Origin of the sequence: Vibrio sp. 10N.237.312.B06, from assembly GCF_041464685.1 — a bacterium.
GTDB classification, from domain to species: domain Bacteria; phylum Pseudomonadota; class Gammaproteobacteria; order Enterobacterales; family Vibrionaceae; genus Vibrio; species Vibrio tasmaniensis_A.
Map to the genome: position 1 here is coordinate 34475 of NZ_JBFSPI010000025.1, position 25209 is coordinate 59683.

Sequence of the window (25209 nt, forward strand, 5' to 3'; positions counted from 1 at the left end):
GATTCATGTTAACAAGGTGTTAAGCGGGGTCGTCGTATATCTACGACCGTTTAGTGGTCTAGCTCTAGCTAGTGCTCTAGATACGGTTAGTGGTCTAGATATAGATAGTTTTGCCAACTCTTCATGCGAATAAGCACCTTACGCATGATAGATACGTGAGTGAAGCTGTCAGAATAAACGGCCACTTCCACGGCAGTACCCATAGGCAAATGGTACTCAGACAGATCATCAGTGATGGTCAGCTTAACAAATACGCGGCCGCTAGTACGTAGTGCGTCAGTACCTAGAAGCGTGCCTCGAGCTTGAAATTGGCTTTCACCAATGGCTGGGATCACTTCATCAATGCGTCCTTTAAATACTTTTCCTGGTAGTGCTCTAAATAGAAACTCAGCTTCGTAGCCAGGTTGCAGGCGTTGTAGTGAGTTTTGTCTAAAGGCTGCGGTATAGAATTGCGCCTCAGTGTGAACAAAGGTCATCACAGGCGCTAATGGTAGTGGTACAGCCATTACACCAGGACGAAGAGCGAGTTGAGTTACGTAGCCATCGGTTGGTGCTCTTACTACCGTTTGGTCAAGATTGAATTCAGCTTTACGTAAATCAGCAAGTAAGCCTGCAACCGCTGTATTCTCACCGCCAACCTCAGAGTTAAGTGCGATCTGAGCTTGTTGTTGGTTTGCTTCGGCTACTTTCACTGCAGCTTCTGCGGCTTTGTATGCCTGTCGACGAGTATCGAGTTGTTGCTCTGTAAATGCGCCACTTTCGAAGCCTCGCTTGTATCGAGAGAATTCACGTTGTGCTTTATCTCTTTCTGCAATGGCTTTTATTTTGGCAGCTTCGGCTTCTCCAACTTGCGACTCTAGACCTAAGGCTCCTTGACTCGCTTCTTTTACTTTGGCTTGCAGCTTAGCAACTTCAGCTTCAAAAGGAATCGGGTCTATTTTGAAAAGTATATCCCCTTGCTTGAGAGGCTTATTTGCTTCAACCGGAACCTCGATGACTTTGCCTCGAACCCCTGAAACAATCGGTGTCGTTGAGTAAACTTGATTACCGATTTGTGTGAAAGGGTGGTTGTAGTTCATCAATAGAATCAAAGTACCGATGAGGACAACACCACCCAGTACGGCTGTTGGGACAGTCCATTTGTTTAGTGGGATTTTGAATACTTTGAAAATCGTAATACAAAGCGCCGCGTAGGTCATTATCAGCAGTAAATCCATTACTTAGCCTCCTGATCTTGAACGTTGTTTGTCTGTTTCTCTGTGCTGTTTTGCTCAGTGCCCGCTTGCTTTAGCTGTTCGATTTCGCTCTGAAGTGCACTCACTTGGTCGATGAGAGTGTCGACTCGGTGATGAATATCATGTTGTTCTTCTTCAAGCTTAGCGAAGCCCCAGCCACGATCTTTGCGCCACAACGTAGCCCAAATCCAAAGGAACGGCCAAATCGTGTGTAAAGTGAATAGGCTAACCCAGCCTGAGACATGAATAGCATCTTGATGAGGGTGATTGCGTTCTTTCGCAATTTCATAGGGAATATCGTGAATAACGATGATGCCGTAAAAGATAACTAATGCTACGAAAATCAGTAGACCGAGTGCAAAGTAGTCTAAAAACATAACAGATCCTTGTAATGTTAGATGTTAGTTACAAATATACTACGCTATCATCCAAGTAATTGTTATAAAAATGATTTACCAATCTGAAAATAATATGTTGCTGCTAATAATGAGAATAAAATCACTAATGGATCTTATAAAATCACTAATGGATCTTATAAAATCCAATTGAACTTGAATAGGTTATTTCGGATTTCTTGCTGACAAGATGACAGTTCTGATTCAAACGATGCGCATAGTCATAGCCATAATCATAACAACAAAAAATAAAGGATAAATGCGGATGTATATAGGTGAATTAGCGGCCATTGGCGCTGCGATGGTGTGGGCATGTGCGACATGGATCTATGGGCAATTTGGACATCGCTTCTCTGCGATGCAGTTGAACATTGTTAAGGGGGTTGTAGCCTCTGGCATGATGCTGTTGGTCATGCCGTTAATACCGATGCCTGAATTCGAACTGAGTGCTAACCATTTTGGGATCTTGGCGATCTCGGGAGTCATTGGTATCGCAGTTGGTGACAGTGCTTATTTTGCGGCATTAAAAAGAATTGGTGCCAATAAGACCTTGTTGCTGGAATCTCTGGCTCCACCTCTTTCTGGTGTTTTGGCATTAATGTTTCTTGGCGCGGCACTCACTTTGCAAAGTTGGCTCGGTGTTGTGATAACAACCTTAGCGGTGACCTTTGTGGTCTTTCAGCCGTCGAAATCAGCGAACGGTAATGATATTTCTAATGACAAAGCACAGTGGGGAGGCATTGGATATGGGCTTATGGCAAGTGTTTGTCAGGCGTCGGGTGTGGTGATTTCCCACTACGCATTGGTGGCGGGTGACATTCCACCATTGTTAGGTGCTTTGATTCGCCTGACGATTGGCGTGTTTGCCGTAATGCTGATTATCCCTTTCGTTGAAAAGAAGCCGTACTCGTCGATAAAAAGAGATTTATGGGCAATGACCAAGCTCGATAAACTTTGGTTATTAGGGGCAATCTTTGTCGGGACGTTTCTCGCTCTATGGCTTCAGCAAGTGGCGTTGAAAAATGCCAACCCAGCGATTGCTCAAACATTAATAGCGACCAGCCCGGTCTTTATTTTGGTGATTTATGCGATTAGAGGAGAGAAGGTGTCAAAGCAAAGTATCATCGGGACACTGGCCGCATTAGGTGGAATCTCTTTGTTCTTTTATCAATAAGAGGCTGGCTTAGCTACAGACCTACAGACCTACAGACCTACAGACCTACAGACCTACAGACCTACGTGGCACTATTCTGTACACACTTGATTACGGCCGTTGGCTTTAGCTCTGTATAGGGCTTTGTCTGCACGATAGAAGGTACGTTGAGTATTTTCTCCATCGCGATGCAAAGTGATACCGATACTAACGGTTAGACCGCGCTCGCCGAGTATTTCATGCCACCCAAATTGGAAGATACGCTCTCGATAATTTTCAGAGTGCATTTCTGCTTTCGCAAGGTCAGTATTCTCAAGGATGACGAGGAACTCTTCTCCGCCAAACCTGACACATGACGCGCCTCTAAACTTAAAGTATGAACGCAGTTCTTGAGAAACGCTGACGATCGCTTTATCACCCACTAAGTGGCTCAGTTCATCATTGATTGACTTAAAGTGGTCGATATCGATAACCATTAATGCGAAAGGCGTTTCGTGTAGCAATAGATCTTTCAGTTTCACATCTAACCAGCGACGGTTGTGTAACCCGGTCAGTGGATCGGTGAAAACATCTTGTTGTAGCTGAGCAACTGTATTTTTATGTTGCTCTGTTGTCTCTTTAAGCTCTTTGTTCTCTTGTTCGGAGAGAATGAGTTTAAGTTGTAATTCAAACCGAGATAGACGGCGCAGTTGGCTTGCACCAAGTTCGCTGATCGGGATCTGCTTCATCAGATCCGTTTCAATTCGGTAGCCTTTCTTCTCGTAGCTCAGCGCTTCTTCAAAACGACCTTGATTCAAACACACATCACTTAGAGAATCATAGAAGCGCTTCGCAAGCACTGGTGACGAGTCGGGCTTCACACGTTTGTGGGTGCTCGACAAGATCATACTTGCATAGTCTTGCTTTCCGATCGCACTCAAGCAATGTGCTAACTCTAGGCGGGTCATGGTCGCGAGCCAACTTGCTTGAGTACTGTTGGCTGGATATTGAATCTTTGACAGACAACGTAGCGCTTCATGGTGCTTTTTCTTAGCACGGAGCACTTTTGCTTGATACAACAATATTTGAGCTGTGAGTAGCTTATCACTCACTAAAATGCTCAGTTCTTCGCATTCGTTCAGTAAGTCGCTGGCCGCCGTTATTCGGTTGAGCAGTAGCAGACTTGCTACCATATAAAGCTTGAATTTAAGACGAAGTGATCGACTGCTTATCGCGTGATCTATGCTATTGATTTTTTGGTAGTAGCGAAGAGCTCTGCTGTGATCTCCGTAAGCGTCACACAGGTTCCCCATACCTAAGATAGCCATTACATATTCATCGATATGCCCGTGCTCAACAGCGATTGTCGATGAGCTGACGAACTCATTCAGTGCCGACGTGTAATCACCAATTTCAACCAAGCGATTACTTAAGCTGGTCTTTACAGTAAGAATATCTTCTATATCTGTAGGAAGGTGGAGTAGGTCGAGTGCCAGTTTCAACTCATCAATACTGGTTTGATTTTGTTGTAACTCGGCGCGGTACTCAGAGCTGATGATGTAACAGTGTGCTTGTTCTGTTTGTGTCGTCGAAACGTGTTGGCGAATATGATTCCAGAATATGATCGCCTCTTCACCCGATACCGATGAAGGATCTAGACCTGCATCTGTAATCTTGCTTAATAGGGTTTCCATCATTCTGTTACCTCAGCATCGTCTTCTTCTAGTTGTTCAAGAGTGAACGGGAACGTCAAAATATCGTTGAGGCTGACGGTCGGTCTCGAACCTTTTAATCCTTTTCTGTGCCATGGATAGATATCTAGCATGGTGGTCAGAGTTTTGAAGATCTGGTCAGCAGCTTCGTCTTTTTCGGAAAGCATAAGAGCCACACGTTCCGAACTTAGCCTTGCAATGAAGTCGTTCTGATTACACAAGGTATGTGCTATCTCGGTACAGACATCTAAGTAATCGGTATCGATGTGATGGAACATGATGATGCAGTGATTAGAGCGTTTAAGCTCCGTCTTAAATAGTACCAGTTTTTCCCACCAGAAGGTTTCGGAAACGACATAAGAGAGGTGCTTTTCCGGGTCGTGTTCGTGTTGACCTCGAATGCGGTTAATTAGCTTACGAGCTCTCTGTTCAAGCTGGCGTTTTGAACTGCGCGCTTTGTCTAAACCGACACGATTTGTTTGTTTTTTAAGCATGCCGGTAGAATATTGACGATACTTCTTAAAAGCGATCAATGCGGCTTCAAAATCTTGATTTTCTTCTGCGACTAAAGACTGTTGATAACAAATTTGGCTAAGCAGTTCGCCATTATCGAATTCGTTTGCTGACTCTTCTGCCAGCCTTAGCAACTCGGCGGCTTGTCCTGGCCTCTTTCTTAAGAGCTCCAGTCTAGCTCGGCTGATGTAGGAATGCGCTTTCATCCATACAAGGTTGTGCTCTACTGCTAGCTTGTGCGCTTTGGCTGTGGCTCGTTCTGCATCATCCAAACGTTCAAGGCCAAGTAGGGCAAGGCCTCGAAAATCCCATACTTCAGCGTGCCAAGTATTATCTTTATATTCTTTTAATGCTTCTTCTGCACCGTCGAGTACCGACAGCATTTCAACATAGTTGTTGAGCAGGTAGTAATCCCATGCGAGAAGTATTTTTGCTTTGCCTTCTAACCAACCAATGCGACTGTTATTCGCTACTTTTACTGCGAGCTGGTGGGTAGAGCGTGCAAGTTTATATTCGTGAGTCATTCGCCAAATGTTGCCAAGGCCAATGAGGCATTCAATTTGAATCTCCACTTCATCAACCAGTGCAGATTGTTCTAATGCATTGATCCAGAACTGTTGGGCGGAGTAATACTTGGCTTGTCCCCAGAATTGGAGTGCGTGCAAGTGGAGAATTTCAGGGAGAAAATGATCGGTATCTAATCGGCTTTGGCGTTTGTAGGCTTCCTTGATGTATTTTAAACCTTTCTGGTAATCCATAAGGTTCCAACAACATCTCGCCATTAACATGAATGACTGTATAGCGCCCTCTTCAAACAGAACTTGCTCTGATCTGACTAGGCATTGTTGTGCGATCTCTAGGATCACCAATGGCTCAGAATCAACGCGAGTTTTGAGTTGTTCTAGTTCGGTTTCAAGAAGGTACTGATTTTTGTCCAAGGCTTAGATCCATAATTATCGAACATATTGATAACACAATCATTATAGGAGTGTGATTGAGGATAAGCATCAATTATCTCTCGCTGAGCATAAAGGGGACACGTATCTTTTCCAATTCTGGGTGTTATCTCATGCTTTTGCTTTGAAATCAATGAGTTCTAGAGCGCTTGTCTAGATGGTAAATTTCTATAAAAGCAATTGCTTAAGAGTTAATGGCTGCTCTGTCACACCTAAGCGTTGTGCTGCCGTCAACCCTTGCTTATCTTGGTAGCACAGATTGTGCCAAGATCTAAATATGTCGAGTAATGGAAGAATGCCCCCAGGACGAAGTTTACGTCTTGGCTCATTGATGAAGCTATCAAATAACAACTGAAAACGTTGTTGATAGAACTTTGTTTGCTGAATTGAAGCTGTATTAAACCACTGTTTTGGTTCTGGATTGTTACCGGTTAGGTAGCAGATACCTTTTTGACTGTCACCTTGACTCGCGATAGCCCAACGATCGCGCCACCAACTCATATGAACGATGTCGATCTTTTCAAAATTTTGGTCATCTTGCCAACCTGAGTCTTCCTCTACATACATAAGGTCAACATTTTGACTCTGAATACGCGGCAAGCAAACGCTTAGAGCGGCAGATCTTAGTAATGGGTCTTGTGGCATATAGATCGTGACATGCTTATTCTCGTCACACATATCAAGCACGTGTAGGAAGTGAGCATAGGAAGTATAAGGCGGTCGAATTAGCGCGCCCTTCGAAGGGTAACTGAATGTCGTGAGGTTCCCCATTGGATCCTCGACATTACCTCTCGCAAGAATCACTTGGTATTGCTGCTCAATGCGCTCTTTCAGTTTGTCAGACGGCTGAGGAAGTTCGAGATTCGCTTCTGAAGAGTGCTCTTTAGACACAAAGCGTGCAACGTCATCATAAGGGTTGTGATCAGCACTTCCAGATGGTTCTTCATTTTGAGAGTAATTGACGTGTTGGCAAAGGATGTAGCCAGAGTGTGCCTCGCCAGTCGCTATCCATACCACACCATTGTTGCTTTTCGGTTGCAGGCGTTGGTAGTGAGAAGCGAATTCGTAATCTTTAGCATGGTTGACCCAACGAGCATCGATCATCGCTAACTTGCGACGACAGCGACTGGCGATATGGTCAACATGATCATAGAAAGTCTTTGGATTGATCTCTAACTTTCTACAAATTTCACGTACTGAATACCCCATGAACAATAAGCCCATGAGGTTCTCTTGAAACTGAAGTTTTTTGTTGGATCCTGACCACTTATCAACGAAGGTTGATTGGCAGTCTTTGCATCTGTAACGCTGCCTATCGCCACTGTAGCCGAAGGCATGATAAAGATGTTTGTGGGTATGAACCGATAAGCCAAAGTTATCGCAATCATCATTACGACAAGCAGGGAGCCCGTCGCTGTGAAGTTGTCTTAGGCGATGAAGTTCGCTTAACACTTCACGATTGTTAAGTAAGGGGGGGAAAGCTCCACATTCACGACAAACCATCGCTGGACGCTTAGGGTTTGCGTGTTGCAAAACATACCGTTTTGCATCGCTCAAGCCAAAGTTGTCACACGCCAATGTTTTACAAAAGTTGAGTTGCAAACCATCCGAATCTTTTGGCAGCTTGTCGTTAGACACGATCTCCCCCTCGGGATTATTTGAGCAGCCAAGTGAGCTTGGCTGCGGGGTAACGCTTTTCAATGTATCTTATCAATTCGTTAGATGTTGATTGCAGTCTCTAGAGCAACTTTCATCATGTCGTTGAAAGATTTTTGACGATCTTCAGAGCTTAGTTTCTCACCACGGATGATGTGGTCAGATACTGTTAGGATAGTTAGGGCTTTAGCACCAAGATCCGCAGCAACACCGTAGATACCAGCTGCTTCCATATCAACACCAAGGATGCCTAGCTTTTCCATTTTTTCGAAAAGGTCAGCTTCTGGAGTGTAGAAAAGGTCTGCAGAGAATACGTTACCAACTTTAACTGGAACTTCTTGTGCACGTGCTTGGTTTACGGCTTCTTCTAGAAGACCGAAATCAGCGATTGCCGCGAAGTCATGGTTGTTGAAACGAATGCGGTTTACTTTTGAGTCAGTCGATGCACCCATACCGATAACAACGTCCATTAGTTTAACGTCATCACGTACCGCACCACAGCTACCTACGCGAATAACGTTCTTTACGCCGTACTCAGCAATTAGCTCATGTACATAGATGCAGCACGATGGAATACCCATACCGTGGCCCATTACAGAAACTTTCTTACCTTTGTAAGTGCCTGTGTAACCAAACATGTTGCGAACGTCACAAACTTGCTTCACGTCATCAAGGAATGTTTCTGCAATGTATTTTGCGCGAAGCGGGTCGCCTGGCATAAGTACAGTTTCTGCGAAATCACCAGCTTGAGCATTAATATGAGGTGTAGCCATGGTCGTTCTCCAAAGTTTTAACGGTAATTATAGGAACAGGGTTTTATTAATTACCGATTCTGTTGAATTGAATTCGTTTTGTTGAGGCAATATTAGCGAGTTAAAACGAGGCTCCGTGAGATGTTTGTCACAAATTTGCTCTACCTTTAAAGTATCATTCATATAGATAACCAAATATGTTGAAAGTTTAGAGGCAATCGATTTTGTGTGGTTAAATTACGCTATGTCCAGACGAAAAACGACAAATAAAGGCCTGTTGCATATCAGCTTGGAGCAACAATACGTTGTCGCGACGTTTGATCAGCGATAATCTAAACTTTGATAAAAAGACAAACCAAGGAATTGTATGTCGTATTGCGCTAACTCGACGCCTTTGCACTCAATGAGAACACAGATACGTAAGGTAGCTTTACCTCTAGTGAGGGTCACCTTGTTTGTGGCAGCGATGGCTTCGTCGTGTGTGTCTGCTGCAACTTTTGAGTTGCCGCCAACTGAAAGTCGTCTTGTCGGAAGAATACAGCAGCATGAAGTGGCAGCGGGCGAAACGTTGGCCATCATTGCTAAGCAATACGATATTGGTTTTCTCTCTTTAATGGCGGCAAACAAAGGCGTTGATCCTTTTCTTCCTGCTGAAGGTTATGTGTTAAGTATCCCTAGCCGTTTGATTCTGCCGGATACGCCGAGAAAAGGCATTGTGATTAACCTTGCCGAGTTAAGGTTGTACTTCTTTGAACCTGAGAAAAATCAGGTGCACGTATTTCCTGTTGGCATCGGTCGAGTGGGGCGAGATACCCCAGAGATGATCACTAAGATAAGCCAAAAAAGACCCAATCCGACTTGGACGCCTCCAAACTCAATTCGTAAAGAGTATCTAGAGAAAGGGATTGAGCTACCAAAAGTGGTTCCTGCTGGGCCAGAAAACCCTCTGGGCGAGTATGCATTACGACTTGCTTATGGTGCAGGTGATTATCTGATACACGGCACCAATAAAGACTTTGGGATAGGCTTGCGAGTCAGCTCCGGCTGTATCCGTATGGAACCTAAAGATATTGAGTGGCTTTTTGAACAGGTTAGTCGTGGTGAGCAAGTCACAATAATCGATGAGCCTATCAAAGTGTCTTTAGAGCCAGATAGAAGCGTGTTTGTTGAAGCTCACGAACCATTGACGCGAAGCGACGGCTCTAAGAAATTATTGCAAATCCCCGTTGAATTAAAATGGTGGCTTGAAGATGCAGATCTACCAAATTCAAAAGCGAAAGCGGTGATATTTGCTCAAAATGGCGTGCCTGTTGAGATAGCACCACCTGTGATTGAGTTCTAATTTGATTGCCTCTTCTGTAATAAGGGGCGTTTATCTTTGTTTACTCGAATTAGTAACGCCCAAAAAAAGCACCACATCCGTTAAGAGGTGGTGCTGTCTATTTACTGCATTTTGCGACTGATTTGATCTACAGCTTAATCGCACTGAGCTCTCAAACTATTTAGTGTAAGACTCTGCGATGTTGTCGATACGGTCGTTAGCACGATCCGCTTCTTCTTTTGCTGCCATAGCGGCTGCAGCTGCTTCTTGAGCTTTCATTTCAGCTGCCGCTTTATCGCCTTTAAGTGCTTCAACTTCAGTGGTTAGCTCAGCAACTTGGTTAGTCAATTGATCCATTTGTGACATTGCAGCTTCTTCTGGCTCAGAAGAACAACCAGCTAAAATGAAAACTGAGGCTGCAGCTGCGATTAACGTCTTATTCATAAGAACTCCTTGCTTATTTATCATCAAAAGATGCGCTATACATTCTTTATCATATAGTCGCTTCATTAATGATTGTAGCGACTAATTTTTTAACTGCAAAAACAATAACTAGAGAAATTACTAAATTTTTGAGGTAATTAGCTGAGCGTCACGTTATGTCTCGTTTATGAGATGGAGGGGTGAGAGCCGGTTTTGATGTGTTTTGGAGAGTTATTTCTTTACGATCAATGCATACAATGTGCTAGCAAACGAGAGATAAAGGGATAAATTTTCTGTGATCTCTATCCTTATAAAGTACTTTCGCGGTATCATGTCACGTTAAATTAATTTTATTCAATACCATCATGACTGGAGAGTCCTTTGCACTTTAAAGATTTAGGCTTAGATAACCGCTTACTGAAGAACTTAAAACATTACGACTTCAAGAAGGCGACAGAGATCCAATCAAAAGCGATCCCTGTTGCTATTGCTGGTAAGGATCTATTGGCTTCATCAAAAACGGGATCAGGAAAAACATTGGCGTTTGTGTTGCCAATGATTCATAAAGCATTAAAAACAAAAGCGTTTTCTGCTAAAGATCCTCGTGGTGTAATTTTGGCTCCTACTCGTGAGCTAGCAAAACAAGTTTATGGCGAGCTGCGTAGCATGCTTGGTGGTCTGTCTTACGAAGCCACACTTATTTTGGGTGGTGAAAACTTTAACGACCAAGTTAAGGCTCTGCGTAAGTACCCTCGCTTTATTGTTGCGACTCCAGGCCGCCTTGCGGATCACCTTGAGCACCGCTCACTGTTTTTAGATGGTGTTGAAACGCTGATCCTTGATGAAGCTGACCGTATGCTAGATTTAGGTTTCGCACCTGAATTGCGTCGTATCGCGAACGCAGCTAAACACCGTCGCCGTCAAACGTTGATGTTCTCTGCGACACTTGATCACGCGGAAGTGAACGACATTGCAAATGAAATGCTAGATTCGCCTAAACGCATCTCAGTGGGTGTTTCTAACGAACAGCACCTTGATATCACTCAGAAGTTTTACCTGTGTGACCATCTAGATCATAAAGAAGCAATTCTGGATCGTGTTATTGAAGAAGCTGAATACCGTCAGGTGATGATCTTCTCGGCAACTCGTGCTGATACTGATCGCCTAACCGAGAAGTTAAACGAGAAGAAGCTTAAAGCGGTGGCATTGAGCGGTAACCTAAACCAAACGCAACGTAATGCAATCATGAGCCAGTTCGAGCGTGCGGTTTACAAGATCTTGGTAACAACAGACGTTGCTTCACGTGGTATCGATATTCCAAACGTAAGCCATGTTATTAACTTTGACATGCCTAAGCATACAGAAGAGTACGTGCACCGCGTTGGTCGTACTGGTCGTGCGGGTAACAAAGGTGATGCAATCTCTTTGGTTGGTCCAAAAGACTGGGATAGCTTCAAGCGTGTTGAGCTTTACCTTCAACAAGATCTTACCTTCTCTGTACTTGAAGGACTAAAAGGTAAGTTCAAAGGTATTAAGCCGCGTAAACCTGCTTTTGCTAAAGGCGGTCCTGCGAAGAAGAAAACCAACACTCAAGCTAAGAAAACGCCGAAAAAACCGGTTAAGCGCGATAAGAGCTTCCATAAGAATGTGGCAGTGGGTGATACAGTATTTATCCCTAAGAAGAAAGTTGCGCCAAAAACTGACGACGAGTAATCAACTCGCGTGAGCTAAAAGATTATGTTTATAAAAACAGATCTTTATACAAGCTAGCGTAAATAAAAACCGCCTATGAAGGGCGGTTTTTTTGTATCTGGTTTCTGCACCTGAGAGGTGTTGTTTCAGGTTACAGAGTCATTCGAAAGGCTTTAGAAATCAAAGGTTGAGAATGAATACGCTAAGATATGGTCGGCAATGTATTTGTGGGTGGCGGTCGTTGGGTGTGTTACTCCCCAGAAGACATAGCTGTCTGATCCGTGCGCTGCGCAATCATTGGTTAAGCTGTGACTTTTTAGGTAGTCGGCTGCTGAGCTTCTATTGATATTAAGACAGGCATCACTCGCGTTTCGAAAGCCATGTTGCTCTGGATTATCGGTAATGCTGGCGAACAACGCGCTTGCATCGAACAACACCACGTTTTTACCCATGCTTTGGTAATACTTGGCCTGCGTCTTGATGAATTGATTGAACTCTAAAATCTTGCCACGAACTTTAATGATCTCTTGTTCAGTTGAGTATTTGAATTGAGGTGCTTTGGTTGCATCGGGCAAGGTGAACAGCAGGATATTGTTTGCACCAGATTCCGTTAAGCGGATCAAAGCGCTGCTGAAATCGGCCTTTACATCGGCCACTTCTCGGTTGTAGTTCATAAAGTCATTGAGGCCAAACTCCAAAGTAAACAACGAGTTTTCTGGGCGGTAGTTTTTGGCGATTTTCATATAGGTTAAGTAAGAGGTGACTTGGTCATATACTCCGGTTAATGCGACGTATTGATTGGTGCCAGCTGCCCCACCTACTGCCCAGTTATAAAGAGGCACATCTTTCGCCTTGGCTAAATACTCTGTCCAGACTAAACCGTTTGAAAAGTGCCCTAAAAACCATGAGTTAGCGTTCGGGAAAACCCATTGAGAACCGTTAAATAGGTTACCAGTGTCAGAAAGACTATCACCGAAGGTGACGATACGGTTGATGGTGTTCGCTTGGACAACGTTGTCATTTGTCCAAATCGAGTGGTTATAAGAGAAGCGATTGTCTGCGGCAAAGTAAGTGATGTCTGCGGCATCATTTTGGATGTCGAGCGTTTCTTCACAACGTTGCTTGATTTCAGGCTGGGGCGTATCACTGTAAAACATGTTTTTGAAGGATACAGAAGACCACCAGTATCCATTGATCGTGTAGTAATCACCATTTTCTTTTTTTGCCCATTTCCAGTCGGTGGCTGGAGAGTCATGTGAGGCATCGGTTCGATACCAGCATCGAACATAAGAATAGGTCTCGGAACCTTGTGTACCAAATACTTGTGCGGATGTAATGGATTCAGGTGTCGGTATTGAATCTTCAGCAGCATAAGCGCCAAAAGGCAGGGTTAACGCGAGTATAAAAGCCGTATTTTTCATCACTGTATTCTCTTTTATATTTAGTGAGCCAAACAAAACGTTGTTGCTTGTGACTGTTTTAATAACTAAATTGCAGATAACTGGTATGACCTATATCTAAAACCAATAGCTCTCGTCAATACATTCAGGTTGTTAGCGGCTCATAACTGGCATAAGTGTCAAAGTTTCAACCACTTTTTGATTGAAAAACAATGGCTTCGAAGTGAAATGGCTAATATCTAACATTTGATTTTAACGAACTATCGCAGGCAAACACGTCGTCATTGATCGGTATGTGATGACTTGTCTATTGAATGCTAAATGAAAACGTTATCAGAAGGGTGAGAGGTAAATTATAATTTAATCAGTAGCTTACCCGTTGGTAATATCAAGCGACGTTGCATTTTCTATGTTCATCACAATTGTTTAATTCAAGTTCAATATCACAAATATCAAGTTGTTACTTTTTGTTTTATAAAATCATCATCTACGGTTTCCTTACTCATCAGAGGTCTAATCTGTTTAAGGAAAGAGCATTGAAAAAGATATTAATTTGGACGATAGCCTGCCTATCCAGTTTTGGCGTCTATGCCGGAACAAGCGCATCAGCATTAGAAACCAGCGGATACACTGCAACGAAATACCCTATTATGCTGGTACACGGTTTGTTTGGTTTCGATACATTAGCAGGCGTGGATTACTTCTATGGCGTACCGGAGTCTCTAACAAAAGATGGTGCGAGCGTATACGTTGCTCAGGTTTCAGCTACCAACAGTTCCGAAGTTCGTGGTGAACAGTTACTCGCTCAAGTCGAGACGCTATTAGCCGCGACAGGCGCAAGTAAAGTGAATCTAGTCGGTCATAGTCACGGTGGTCCTACTGCGCGCTATGTCGCATCGGTTCGACCTGATCTTGTTGCTTCGGTGACGAGCATTGGTGGTGTTCATAAAGGATCTAAAGTGGCAGACCTTGTTCGCGGGACGGTATCTGAAGGGTCAGTTTCAGAAGGTATCGCGGTTAAATTGGCTGGTGGATTGACGGCGCTTATCAACCTATTATCTGGTGGAACGGATCTTGATCAAGATGGCCTTGCGTCTCTTGAAGCGTTGACCACTGAAGGTTCGCTTGCATTCAATCAGTTTTACCCTGAAGGCGTGCCAACGTCTGAGTGTGGTGATGGTGAATGGCAAGCAAACAACGGTGTCTATTACTATTCATGGACAGGCTCTTCCACTTTTACCAACCTTCTTGATCCTACCGACGGAGCGATGACAATCCTTGGTTTAGCTTTTAATGAACCTAATGACGGGTTAGTGGGAGCATGTAGCGCGCATTTGGGCAAAGTGATTGGTGATGACTACAAAATGAATCACCTAGACGAGATCAATGGACTATTGGGTATCCACCATCTTTTTGAGACCGATCCAGTGACCTTATATCGTCAGCACGCCAATCGATTGAAGTTGGCCGGCCTTTAGGTAGCACTAACCGTTCATTAAGAGAATAAGGAAAGTATGATGAAAAAGATCGCCATTTTGTCGATAACCACGATAGCCCTGATGAGTACAGCGGCGGTCTTTTTATATCTAAAGAAGGAAGATACAAGTTCATATAATAACAGCGAACAAAGCGCTTCTTCATTGAAGGTTAGCTCTCAACAAGATACCGAAATCGATAGTGCGTCAGCTAAAGACATGATGGAATATTTCGTGTCAGGCAATACAGAATTAACCCTCGAAGATATTCGCGACAATGTGGCAAAACACCACGAGCAATCACAAGCTACGATTGTCGATGAAGCACTGTTTGCCAAGTATCTTGAGTACAAGGCGGCACTGACAGCATTAGACGTGCAATTCGACAACACCTCTATATCCGCTGAGGACTTACGTGCACTGAATCAAGCTCTCCTCGATCTTCAAGCACAGTTTTTCAGTGAGAGCGAGATAAGTATTTTGTTTACCCATGACAACAGAATGAGGGAAATCGCTTTAGAAAAGTTACTTCTGAAACAAGAAGGGCTAGACGAGTCAGAATATCAGCAAAGGCTTGAGTCTTATCTATCTGAACAGCCAGATTACGTTCAAGCCAGTCATCAAAATCAGGTATTACTCCCACAGCTATCCAGTTCAGAAGGTCTAGACGAACAAGGTAAATACTTGAAAAGAAGCGAACTGGTCGGAGAAGAAGCGACACAGAGGCTCGAAGCGCTTGATCAACAAAGGGCGGACTTTGATGGAGCTTTAGAAATTTACTTTGTTGAACGAAATGACATTTTGAATGACTCCGAACTCTCTGAAATTGAGCAACAAGAGACTATCGCACAGCTTCGGACTACGCATTTTCAGCCACAACAGCTGAGAAGGGTAGAAGCGATTGAAAGAATCAGAGCTGCTCAGAGCGATCAGTAATCTCCAGAAATTAAAAAAGCCAACTACTGATGACTCAATAGTTGGCTTAATAATGAAGGACGGTTACTGCAATCTGTACATGCTAAGTAAGTGCTTACAGTTTAAGGCTTAAATTTTGTATCCTAGAGCCTATACCATAAGCCGTTACAGCTTGAACCTTAAAGCTTATTCGCCCTTAAACCTTACTCCTTAAACCTTAAAGAAGCCCAACTGCTGCTTTTGTTGTTCAGCGAGGTTTGATAACTCGTGGCTTGCTGCTGCTGCTTGGGTAATGCCTGTTACATTTTGGCTTACTAAGCTGTAGATATTTGAGATATTACGGTTAATGTCTGAAGTCACTTGGCTTTGCTCTTCTGCAGCAGCGGCGACCTGAGTGTTGATCTCCGTGATATCCGTTACTGAGTTCGCAATGCCTGAAAGTGCAGAGCTTACCTCACCTGAAAGAGTCTGGTTATGTTCCAACATAGACAGCGAACTGCTCATACTCTCATTCGCGTTTCCAGATTGAACCTGCAAGCCTTCAATGATGGTTTGGATTTCTTTGGTCGAATCTTGTGTACGTGCTGCTAGCATTCTCACTTCATCAGCTACAACCGCAAAACCACGTCCGCTTTCACCTGCACGAGCGGCTTCAATGGCAGCGTTAAGCGCAAGAAGGTTAGTCTGCTCTGAGATGCTTTGAATAACCTCAATGACATTACCAATCTTCTCTGAGTGCTCTTTTAGCGTGCCAACAACGTTCGCAGCTTCGCTAAGCTGAATCGCCATTTGCTCGTTTGCTTGGTTACTTTCATTAAACAAGCTCATGCTGTGTGTCGCCATTTCGTCAGCTTGCTTAGACGCGGAGTCGGCTTGTACTGCATTTTCGTTGACGTTTGCTGCTGTGCTCTCAAGTTGATTCACGGCAGAAGCAACTTGTTCCACTTCTTGCTTCTCTTGGTCTGAGTTCGCACTTGATTGTGTCATTACAGCAGCTAGTTCAGTCGATGCTGACGCAACTTCGATGCTGATTCGAGACAGTGAACTTACCGTGTCACGCAATTGCTCAACGGATTTGTTTACGTCTTGCGCAAGACGTGAGATCTCATTGTCTCCATGTTCTTCGGCTTTTACTAGCAGGTTACCTTTTGCTACTTCGCGCATGGTTGCCTGAATATTGTTGATTGGTTTAACAATGATGCCAGCCAGTGTCCAGCTAATAACAAGAGCAATAGAAAGAATCACTAAAAGCCCAATAGTCGCAGTATTTAGGGTGCTAGTGTGTTGCTGACCATTGGTATGGACTTGTTGAGTAGCAAGCAAGTTTAGCTTTTTAGAAAGACTGTCGATTGCTTTTACCATTTCGTTACCTGCATGGCGGTATTGGTCAATTGCCGTTTGGTAACGAGTATCAAAGTCAGAAGTTAGCACTGAATTACCGTGTTTTGCTTTTAACAGGGGAAGCATGGTATTACGTGAAAAGTTAACGTAATGGTCCATCGCTTTGCTCATTGCTGCGACTTCATCTTGCATACCTGGCACTGTGTCTAATGAGCTCAGTAGGCGTGAGTTTTGATCGCGTTTTTGATTAAGCGTTTCAACGAGTGTGTTTACATCATCAGGGTTGAACAAGCTATAGATTGCTTTGATGCGCATGCCGTAACTATTGTCGACGATTTCGCTGAGTTCTTCTTTATGTAGAATGAGTTGATCTGTTGCTGTTGATACATCTTTAAATGCGTTTTCCAGCTTGTCACCACCGATGATGACACCCGTCAAAAGTAATACGACGGAAAAGAGTACTGGAATAAGAATTTGTATTTTAATTGATAAGCCACTGAGAAGTTGGCGCATGAATTGTCCCTCTATAAATAAGTAAATGAGCCGATGCAATTGCTTTTATTATAATTATCCCGTGATTCTAACTACTGAGAATGACAATTCAATCAGTAATACATTCGATTTAGATATATGCGATAGGTAATTGATAAATTACGGTTATTTATTGTGCAAAATGAGCGTTTTTCTTTATTTCTCTATGGTTTTTCCGTTATGGTTTGGTGTGTGGTAATTGGTAATATTCGGTATTGGTGGAATGTTGAACGATTTGGGTTAAATAGATTGAAATAAGTGTTTAACGTTTATGAGTTATTTAAACTTATTGCTTCAAGGTTATTTGACACGAAAAAAGACGAAAATAAATGTCAGCTGTCATATAGGCTTCAATTTAATGAAACACAACTGTCACATTCAGATTCTAAAGTGGGCACCGTTCAAGTTAAACACAACGGCAATAACGCCACTTAAGGAAATTTGTGATGAAAAAGACAGTTATCGGTGCAATCGCTCTTTTAGGTGCACTAACAGTGACTCCAGCTTCAGCTAAAGAAACTATTTCAGCAGTTGGTTCAAGCAGCGTGACGCCACTGATGGAAGTTTTCTCTGAAACATACATGAAAACGAATTCAAACGTATTTATCGAAGTACAAGGCCCTGGTTCGTCTGCTGGTGTTAAAGCGGCGAAGAACGGCAGTGCAGATTTAGGTATGTCTTCTCGTAACCTTAAAGATAGCGAGAAAGAAACAACACTAGTTGAAGAAGTGGTTGCTCGTGACGGCATCGCAGTCGTGGTTAACCCTAAGAATGGTCTTGACGGTCTAACGGCTGAGCAAGTAACGGCTATCTACAAAGGTGAAGTAACAAACTGGAAAGACGTTGGTGGTGCGGACAAGCCAATCGTAGCAATCACTCGTGATACAGCATCTGGTACTCGCGGTGCATTCGAAGACATCATGTCTCTTAAAATGAAGATTTCTGGCACGAAAGTATCAGCAATCTCTCAACGTGCTCAAGTTGCTAACGGTAACGGTGCACTAAAAACAATGGTTGCATCTAACCCTTACGCAATCGGCTATATCTCTTTAGGTACAGTAGATAACTCAGTAAACGCGCTTGCAATTGACGGTACTGAAGCATCTGTAGACAACGTTAAGAACGGTTCTTACAAAGTAGCTCGTCCTTTCCTAGTACTTTACAAAGAAGGTAAGCCTTCTTCTGAAACTCAAAAGTTCCTAGATTGGATGCTAACTGACGAAGCTCAATCTCTTGTTGAGAACAAAGGCTACATCTCAGTTAACTAATCTATATCTCAATTAATTAAATATTGCTCAGCCTACCTTTTCAGGCTGAGCCTTTTCTATCCCACTTCGAGTTAATCCGTACGCTTATACAGCGTGTTAAGGATTTCGATATGTGAGACTTGTTATGACCATCGCAACGAATAGTGAACAGCTTATGAATAGCGAAGCGACTCAACTGAAACGCGGCTTACGTAAAAAGAAGCGTGTAGATTGGAAAGAGCGTATTTTTCACGGCTTATTCCTTACTAGCGCAATCATCGGCATCGTATCCCTTGCTGTTATTGCTTTTTTCATCGTTAGAGAAAGTATCCCTGCGTTCCAGGAAGCGGGCCTATCGGGCATCGTGCTAGGACAGAACTGGCTACCACCAGCACTTTACGGTGTTGCTACCATGATTGTGGCATCTGTCGTATCGACATTAGGTGCAGTAGTGGTCGGTGTGCCGATTGGTGTGTTAACGGCAATCTTTATTGCTGAAATCGCGCCAAAGCGTCTGGCGGACATCATTCGTCCTGCTGTCGAATTGCTAGCGGGTATACCTTCGGTAGTTTACGGCTTCTTCGGTCTCGTTATTATCGTTCCCCTGATTCAAAACGTATTTCAAGTGCCTGCGGGTAACACGATTTTGGCGGGTATTATTGTTCTGGGTGTGATGATCCTTCCGACGGTAATTACGGTTTCTGAAACCTCAATCCGTGCTGTACCAAGAACGTACAAAGAAGGTTCTTTAGCGTTAGGTGCTTCAAAGATCTTTACCATCTTTAAGTTGCTCGTTCCGGCTGCTCGCTCAGGCATTATGACGGGCGTAATTTTGGGTATTGGCCGTGCTCTTGGTGAAACGATGGCAATCATTATGGTGATGGGTAATGCACCTGCAATGCCTGAAGGTATCTTAGATTCAGCGCGTACACTAACCGCGAACATTGCGATTGAAATGTCTTACGCGAGTGGTATTCACGCAAGTGCGCTATATGCGACGGGTGTTGTTCTCCTTGTTTTCATCATGTCTCTGAATGCAATTCTCCTTTACTTGAACCGTGAGAAGGCGAGGTAACATTATGTCTTTAGAAAATAACGTAGCACCTCAAGCTAACCCTACGAACTTGCAAGGTAAGACGATGAATAAAATCGCGTTAAAGAAAGCCCGCGCACGTAAAGACGCCGTTCTGAGTGGTTTTATATGGGCTGCTGCCGCGTTAACGGTGGGCTTCTTGTTCTGGATTATGTGGTACATCCTCTCAAACGGCTTACAGCACGTTGATTGGAATTTCATCACGGATGACTACACGCGAACGGGCGATGAGCACGGCATTTTTCCGATGATCATCTCGACCATCTACATGGTTATTGCTTCGATTGCGGTTGCGGCGCCATTGGGTATCATGACGGCAATCTACCTGACTGAATACGCAAAAGTAGGCAGTCGCTTAGTTAAGATCATTCGATTTTGTACCGAGTCATTAGCAGGTATTCCGTCAATCATCTTCGGTTTGTTTGGTATGACATTTTTCGTGGCTATTTTAGGTTTAGGTTTCTCTATCCTATCGGGCGCGTTGACACTGAGTATCTTGATTCTTCCAGTGATTATACGTACTACTGAAGAAGCATTGATGGCGGTATCTCAAACTTATCGCGAAGGATCGTATGGTTTAGGTGCTTCTAAAATCTACACAATCTGGCGTTTGATTCTACCAAGTGCAATGCCGGGTATTATCACTTCAGTTATTCTGAGTATTGGTCGTGTTATTGGTGAATCAGCGCCAGTATTCTTGACCGCAGGTATGGTTGCTCGTATCCCAGATTCACTATTGGATTCTGGCCGTACATTAACCGTTCACTTATATAAGTTAACGACTGAGCTATTTACCATTGAAGAATGGAATCAAGCATACGGCACAGCAACAGTACTGATTGTTCTTGTACTGCTGATCAACACACTCACGAAGTTGATCGCAAGACGTTTTAATACTGCAACTTACTAAGCAGGGTTTTCTAGAGCCAAATGAGCTCCTAAAACAAAAACAGTACAGACTTTGACGAATTACGAGATTACGAGATTACGAATATGAACAAATTTAATATTAAAGACCTAGACCTTTTTTACGGCGAAAACCAAGCGCTTAAATCAATCAACCTACCCGTGCCAGAGCGCCAAGTGACCGCTTTGATTGGCCCGTCGGGTTGTGGTAAATCAACGCTATTACGTTGCTTGAACCGAATGAACGATCTTATTGAAGGTGTAAAAATCACCGGCCTTCTTGAGATGGATGGCGATAACATCTACGGCAATATCGATGTGGCTGATCTACGTATTAAAGTCGGCATGGTTTTTCAAAAGCCAAACCCATTCCCAATGAGCATCTATGAAAACGTGGCATACGGACTACGTGCTCAAGGGATCAAAGACAAAAAGCACATTGATGAAGTGGTTGAAAGTTCACTTCGCGGCGCGGCGCTTTGGGATGAAGTGAAAGATCGTTTGAAAGCACACGCATTCGGTTTGTCTGGTGGTCAGCAGCAGCGCCTGTGTATTGCTCGCACCATCGCAATGCAACCTGACGTAATTTTGATGGATGAACCTACTTCAGCTCTTGATCCAATTGCGACTCATAAAATAGAAGAGTTGATGGAAGATCTGAAGAAGAACTTCACTATCGTTATCGTAACGCACTCAATGCAGCAAGCTCGTCGTATCTCCGACCGTACGGCTTTCTTCCTAATGGGGGAGCTTGTAGAGCACAACGAAACCAGCGTTATCTTCAGCGAACCAAAAGATGATCGCACTAAAGGTTATGTAAACGGTGACTTTGGTTAATTGCTTAATCGATAACGTGGTCAATACCACTAACTGAAACGCAGGTTAGATAATCGATTCGATTTACAGAATTATCACTATAACTATAAGCGATGGAAGTTTTGCCCCACTTTAGGTGGGGCTTTTTTATGCTGTTAAAAAGCATCACATGTCGACGAAATTTTGGGCAGGAAATCCCATTTTTGTAGTCCTTCTCATGCTTGTGATAATGCAAAAGGTCAAATTGCGACCCACTTAACATCTCATTTTTAGTTACATTGATTGCATATCAAGGCTTCTGTATTTTTGCGTTATTCTTATTAGCCAATGGATCAACGCCGTGCATGTTAAAGCCTTTGCAAAACAGATATCTGCTACGCGTGACCACCGTTTATTGGCTGAGTCTCTGTTTGACTACCTGATTAAAATGCTTGGTCCCCAAGGGATCGGAATATTTTCAGAGCCAATACCAGAAAGCGACTCGTTACCGTTGTTTTCCTACGGTGAATTAACCTCTCTTGATCATTACCCTTCAACATTTTGGCCATGGGTTTCACAGTTCGACACTGCAGACGGTGTGTTACCGATGTCGCTCAATACGTGCAAGTGGGATCACAGTAAAGCGCTTGGTGGAGAGTCGTTCATCATGATGCTCGACAACGCCCCAGCCTGTAGAACTTATTTAATTATTCAAAATTGCATCGCAGAAAAAGTTAATCAAACCTTTGACCAAGGGCTGGATGGCCTTCAATTAGCGGCGGCTCGCTGGCAGTGTATTCGCGCAGAAAAAAATGCAGCTATCGAGATTAAGCATAGGGATACACGTGAAGCGCAATATCTTGATGAAATTAAGCTTCGAGAGTTGTTTGTCGAGAATATGAAATTGGTTCATCAGGTGGCGTTAGAGCTCTCGAACCCTGAATCATTGGATGCACTCTACAAAGCATCGGTAGAGGCGGTACGCGATAGACTTGGTTTTGATCGCGCCATATTTATGTTGCTTGATATGAAAAAACGTTGTTTTAGTGGCACCTACGGCACCGATGAACTAGGAAAAACAAACAGCGAACATCACACTCAATATGACCTGCATCAGCTTGAATCGGAATATATCGAGGCATTGTCTGACAACCACACTAACTTGGTCGTTATTGAACAGGCTCCACTCTACACTGAAGGTAAGGTTGTAGGGCAAGGGTGGAATGGCATGCTTATTTTGCGTGAAGGGGATAAACCCGTAGGTTGGATTGCCATGGACAACTACATTCACCGCTCGCCAATCACCAATTACCAAAAGCAGATGCTTGAATCGTTCGGCTCTCTGCTGTCTCAGATATACATTCGTAAACGCCAAGAACTGAACATCCGAATGCTGCATTCGAGTATGGTTGAGTTGTCTCGCTGCGATAGCGTCAGTGCTGTGTGTAAGTCCGCCGTCAGTTTTGCTATTCAGCATTTAGGCATTGATCGATTAGCCGTTTTCCTTACCGATAAAAATTGCAGTTACATGCAAGGTACTTGGGGTACCGATATAAAAGGCGATATTGTCGATGAGTCTTATTATCGATCAGAGCTGGTAGAGCGTGACATTGTGTCTGCAGCTCGTACTTACCCTAACCAAGTCGCTTTTGAAGAATCGGTCCCTATTTATCATGATTACAATATTGTCGGGGTTGGCTGGACGGCAATGACAATGCTCACCACAAATACAGGCGTTCCGATTGCGTTTATCGCTGCGGATAATTTGCTAACACGAAGCCCTTTAACTTCACAACTGCGTGAAGTGATACGTATCTTCGCCTCTAGCCTTGCTGAAGTCTTACAAAGAACCATGGCGCAAGAAGAGATCAAAAAGCTCAATGAAACCCTAGAACAAGAGGTTAGCAAGCGAACTCAAGAGCTTGAAAATGCGAATGAACAGCTCGATGTAATTTCTAAACTCGACCCGCTGACTCGTCTTGGTAACCGCCGTATGCTGTCACAAGTTTTAGATGATCTGAATTGTGAGGAACACGGTGCATTTGCTACGCAGAATGAGGTCACCTTTGGGTTAATTCTTGTCGATCTTGACCATTTTGGTTTGTACAACAGTGTCTATGGCCATACTGAGGGGGATGTCGCTTTACGTGCCATTGGCAAGATACTGAGCACTCATGTTTACGGTGATCAAGAAACCTTCTGCCGTATCGGCGGTGAGGAGTTTATGTTGTTGATGATCGGTACCAATCACACAACAACAAAGCAGCGTGCAGAGTCGATTCGACAAAGTATTGAAGATGCAAAAATTCTCCATTGTAAAAGTAGCACTAGCCAATATTTAACCGCATCTGTGGGTTATGCATCGATAACTTCGGATCAGCGCCAGTTCGATTTTGATTTGTTGTATGGCAAGGCTGATAAGGCTTTGTATAAGGCGAAAGATTCAGGGCGAAATAGAGTTGTCTCGGCTATGAAGCGAAGAAAAGTTGCGGCTACACTGACTTAGTGTGGTATCTGTTTTTCCCGTTCTCAAAAACGACTGAAGCCGTGATGATCACAATGTGGTCATCACGGCTTCGTTCTTTTTTTTACTTAGATTTTCTGCCTAATTAGCTTTCTGCTTACTTAGAACACCTGACCCGTCCTGATATGGGTTGACACTTGATTGACTAAAACGCTCGATGTACTTCATCGGGCGTTTTGTATTTTAGAGCTGTGTGAGGCCTATATTCATTATAGATTTTTACTGATTCGGCGACCATTTTCTTTGCTTCATCTAAATCATTAGGCTTATTCAACAGATACTCCATCTTCAGTATTCCGTTGATCCTCTCTGCCAACGCATTCTGATAACAGTCATAGCCATCAGTCATTGAGCAAGATACATCATACTGTCGATGCAACTCTTGGTATTCAACAGAGCAGTACTGAACACCTCGATCTGAGTGATGTACAAGCTCACCTGTATTCTTCCGTTCTTTCAACGCGTTTAAAAAGGCCTGCTTGACCGTGCGAGCTTTCATATCATCACTTATGTGATAGCCCACGATTTTTCTTGAGTAAGCGTCCGTCACTAAACTGAGATAAGTACTACCACGCCGCGTTGCTAGATAAGTAATATCGGCAACCCATAATTGCTCTGGTCTTTCCGGTATTAAGCCTTCTTTGACACGATTCGGATGGCAGTAAAAGCGATGATTACTGTTTGTGGTTCGATGATAAGCCCTTCGATTCTGCACTAATAATCGATTCATTCTCAGCAGAGAGAATAAGCGGTCTCGCCCTATTTCAATATCGTTCTGAGCAAGTAAATACTTGATCTTACGAGTTCCTATACGAGGGTGCATCATCCTTTGCTCCTTCACAAAACCGAGTACTGATTCATCTTTCTTTGTCTGATGAATTTCTGCAACACAGCGCTTGTAGAAAGCTTGTCGTGTAATACCTATGAAGTGACAAGCTTTAGTGACGGTCAACTTTCTGACCGTTTTTTCCTTAATAACTCGGCCTTGCGCTTCTTTGAGATTCGGACACCGAAATCTCGATCCATGACTTTTACAACCGCTTCAAAGAACTCAGCTTTGAGCTGAGTTTCTTCTAATTGCTGCTCGAGTTCTTTGATTCGTTGCTCTGGGGTTTGAGTTGAGGAAGAGTTTGACATAGTCGCTCCTAACGCTCTCGATTGTTCTATTCCTTTAGACCAATCTAGTTGACCATGT

General features: G+C 43.5%; 19 protein-coding genes and 1 pseudogene. 10 read left to right on the forward strand and 10 right to left on the reverse strand.

What is annotated here, in order from left to right; genetic code table 11:
• Nucleotides 1–86: 86 nt before the first annotated feature.
• Nucleotides 87–1217, reverse strand: a complete 1131-nt coding sequence (locus AB6C75_RS09160) for an HlyD family secretion protein (protein ID WP_372107602.1) — start codon at nt 1215–1217, stop codon at nt 87–89.
• Nucleotides 1217–1612 carry a DUF3302 domain-containing protein gene (locus tag AB6C75_RS09165; RefSeq protein ID WP_372048880.1) on the reverse strand — a complete coding sequence of 132 codons (396 nt, stop codon included), beginning with the start codon at nt 1610–1612 and terminating at the stop codon, nt 1217–1219. The genes AB6C75_RS09160 and AB6C75_RS09165 overlap by 1 nt, the downstream gene beginning before the upstream one ends.
• Before the next feature lie 283 nt (nt 1613–1895).
• Here AB6C75_RS09165 and AB6C75_RS09170 point away from each other — a divergent pair, with 283 nt between their 5' ends.
• Nucleotides 1896–2804, forward strand: a complete 909-nt coding sequence (locus AB6C75_RS09170; protein ID WP_029223175.1) for a DMT family transporter — start codon at nt 1896–1898, stop codon at nt 2802–2804.
• 71 nt (nt 2805–2875) lie between these two features.
• On the opposite strand, the gene AB6C75_RS09175 is transcribed toward AB6C75_RS09170, so the two are convergent.
• The 4 genes from AB6C75_RS09175 to deoD all read right to left on the reverse strand — a co-directional run bounded on the left by AB6C75_RS09175 (nt 2876) and on the right by deoD (nt 8372).
• Nucleotides 2876–4456 carry a GGDEF domain-containing protein gene (locus AB6C75_RS09175; protein WP_029223713.1) on the reverse strand — a complete coding sequence of 527 codons (1581 nt, stop codon included), beginning with the start codon at nt 4454–4456 and terminating at the stop codon, nt 2876–2878.
• Nucleotides 4456–5925, reverse strand: coding sequence for a hypothetical protein (locus AB6C75_RS09180; protein WP_372107603.1), 1470 nt, complete (start codon nt 5923–5925; stop codon nt 4456–4458). The genes AB6C75_RS09175 and AB6C75_RS09180 overlap by 1 nt, the downstream gene beginning before the upstream one ends.
• A gap of 186 nt (nt 5926–6111) precedes the next feature.
• Entirely contained in the window at nt 6112–7581 is a 1470-nt protein-coding gene (locus AB6C75_RS09185; protein WP_372107604.1) for a lactate dehydrogenase, read from the reverse strand.
• Nucleotides 7582–7661: 80 nt separating this feature from the next.
• Nucleotides 7662–8372: a purine-nucleoside phosphorylase gene (gene deoD / locus AB6C75_RS09190; RefSeq protein ID WP_004732072.1), complete on the reverse strand. Its 711-nt coding sequence runs from the start codon at nt 8370–8372 to the stop codon at nt 7662–7664.
• A gap of 346 nt (nt 8373–8718) precedes the next feature.
• On the opposite strand from deoD, the gene AB6C75_RS09195 reads away from it, so the two are divergent.
• Nucleotides 8719–9693 carry a L,D-transpeptidase family protein gene (locus tag AB6C75_RS09195; protein WP_372107605.1) on the forward strand — a complete coding sequence of 325 codons (975 nt, stop codon included), beginning with the start codon at nt 8719–8721 and terminating at the stop codon, nt 9691–9693.
• Between the two features lie 156 nt (nt 9694–9849).
• Here AB6C75_RS09195 and AB6C75_RS09200 read toward each other — a convergent pair whose 3' ends face one another.
• A complete protein-coding gene (locus AB6C75_RS09200) occupies nt 9850–10116 on the reverse strand; it encodes an Lpp/OprI family alanine-zipper lipoprotein (RefSeq protein ID WP_372107606.1) in 267 nt (88 codons plus the stop codon).
• Nucleotides 10117–10476: 360 nt separating this feature from the next.
• On the opposite strand from AB6C75_RS09200, the gene AB6C75_RS09205 reads away from it, so the two are divergent.
• Complete coding sequence (locus AB6C75_RS09205) at nt 10477–11808, forward strand: DEAD/DEAH box helicase (RefSeq protein WP_372107607.1); 1332 nt, start codon at nt 10477–10479, stop codon at nt 11806–11808.
• Nucleotides 11809–11960: 152 nt separating this feature from the next.
• Here the strand turns inward: AB6C75_RS09205 and AB6C75_RS09210 are convergent, their stop codons facing one another.
• Nucleotides 11961–13208, reverse strand: coding sequence for an SGNH/GDSL hydrolase family protein (locus tag AB6C75_RS09210; protein ID WP_371710124.1), 1248 nt, complete (start codon nt 13206–13208; stop codon nt 11961–11963).
• Nucleotides 13209–13723: 515 nt separating this feature from the next.
• Here AB6C75_RS09210 and AB6C75_RS09215 point away from each other — a divergent pair.
• Nucleotides 13724–14665, forward strand: a complete 942-nt coding sequence (locus AB6C75_RS09215; protein WP_012600192.1) for a triacylglycerol lipase — start codon at nt 13724–13726, stop codon at nt 14663–14665.
• Between the two features lie 39 nt (nt 14666–14704).
• Nucleotides 14705–15598 (forward strand): lipase secretion chaperone, encoded by an 894-nt coding sequence (locus AB6C75_RS09220; RefSeq protein WP_017101005.1) that lies wholly within the window; start codon nt 14705–14707, stop codon nt 15596–15598.
• Between the two features lie 189 nt (nt 15599–15787).
• Here the strand turns inward: AB6C75_RS09220 and AB6C75_RS09225 are convergent, their stop codons facing one another.
• A complete protein-coding gene (locus AB6C75_RS09225; protein ID WP_009845824.1) occupies nt 15788–17431 on the reverse strand; it encodes a methyl-accepting chemotaxis protein in 1644 nt (547 codons plus the stop codon).
• 464 nt (nt 17432–17895) lie between these two features.
• On the opposite strand from AB6C75_RS09225, the gene AB6C75_RS09230 reads away from it, so the two are divergent.
• From AB6C75_RS09230 to AB6C75_RS09250, 5 genes are all read left to right on the forward strand, one after another.
• Entirely contained in the window at nt 17896–18717 is an 822-nt protein-coding gene (locus tag AB6C75_RS09230) for a phosphate ABC transporter substrate-binding protein (RefSeq protein WP_009845822.1), read from the forward strand.
• Between the two features lie 124 nt (nt 18718–18841).
• On the forward strand, nt 18842–19771 hold the full coding sequence (gene pstC, locus AB6C75_RS09235) for a phosphate ABC transporter permease subunit PstC (protein ID WP_009845821.1): 930 nt from the start codon (nt 18842–18844) through the stop codon (nt 19769–19771).
• Nucleotides 19772–19835: 64 nt separating this feature from the next.
• Nucleotides 19836–20699, forward strand: a complete 864-nt coding sequence (gene pstA / locus AB6C75_RS09240; RefSeq protein WP_012600195.1) for a phosphate ABC transporter permease PstA — start codon at nt 19836–19838, stop codon at nt 20697–20699.
• Between the two features lie 83 nt (nt 20700–20782).
• Nucleotides 20783–21532: a phosphate ABC transporter ATP-binding protein PstB gene (gene pstB / locus AB6C75_RS09245; RefSeq protein WP_009845819.1), complete on the forward strand. Its 750-nt coding sequence runs from the start codon at nt 20783–20785 to the stop codon at nt 21530–21532.
• A 319-nt stretch (nt 21533–21851) separates the two neighbouring features.
• Nucleotides 21852–23996: a GGDEF domain-containing protein gene (locus tag AB6C75_RS09250; RefSeq protein ID WP_017096236.1), complete on the forward strand. Its 2145-nt coding sequence runs from the start codon at nt 21852–21854 to the stop codon at nt 23994–23996.
• A 163-nt stretch (nt 23997–24159) separates the two neighbouring features.
• Here AB6C75_RS09250 and AB6C75_RS09255 read toward each other — a convergent pair.
• A pseudogene (locus AB6C75_RS09255) lies at nt 24160–25209 on the reverse strand (IS3 family transposase); the annotation flags it as partial.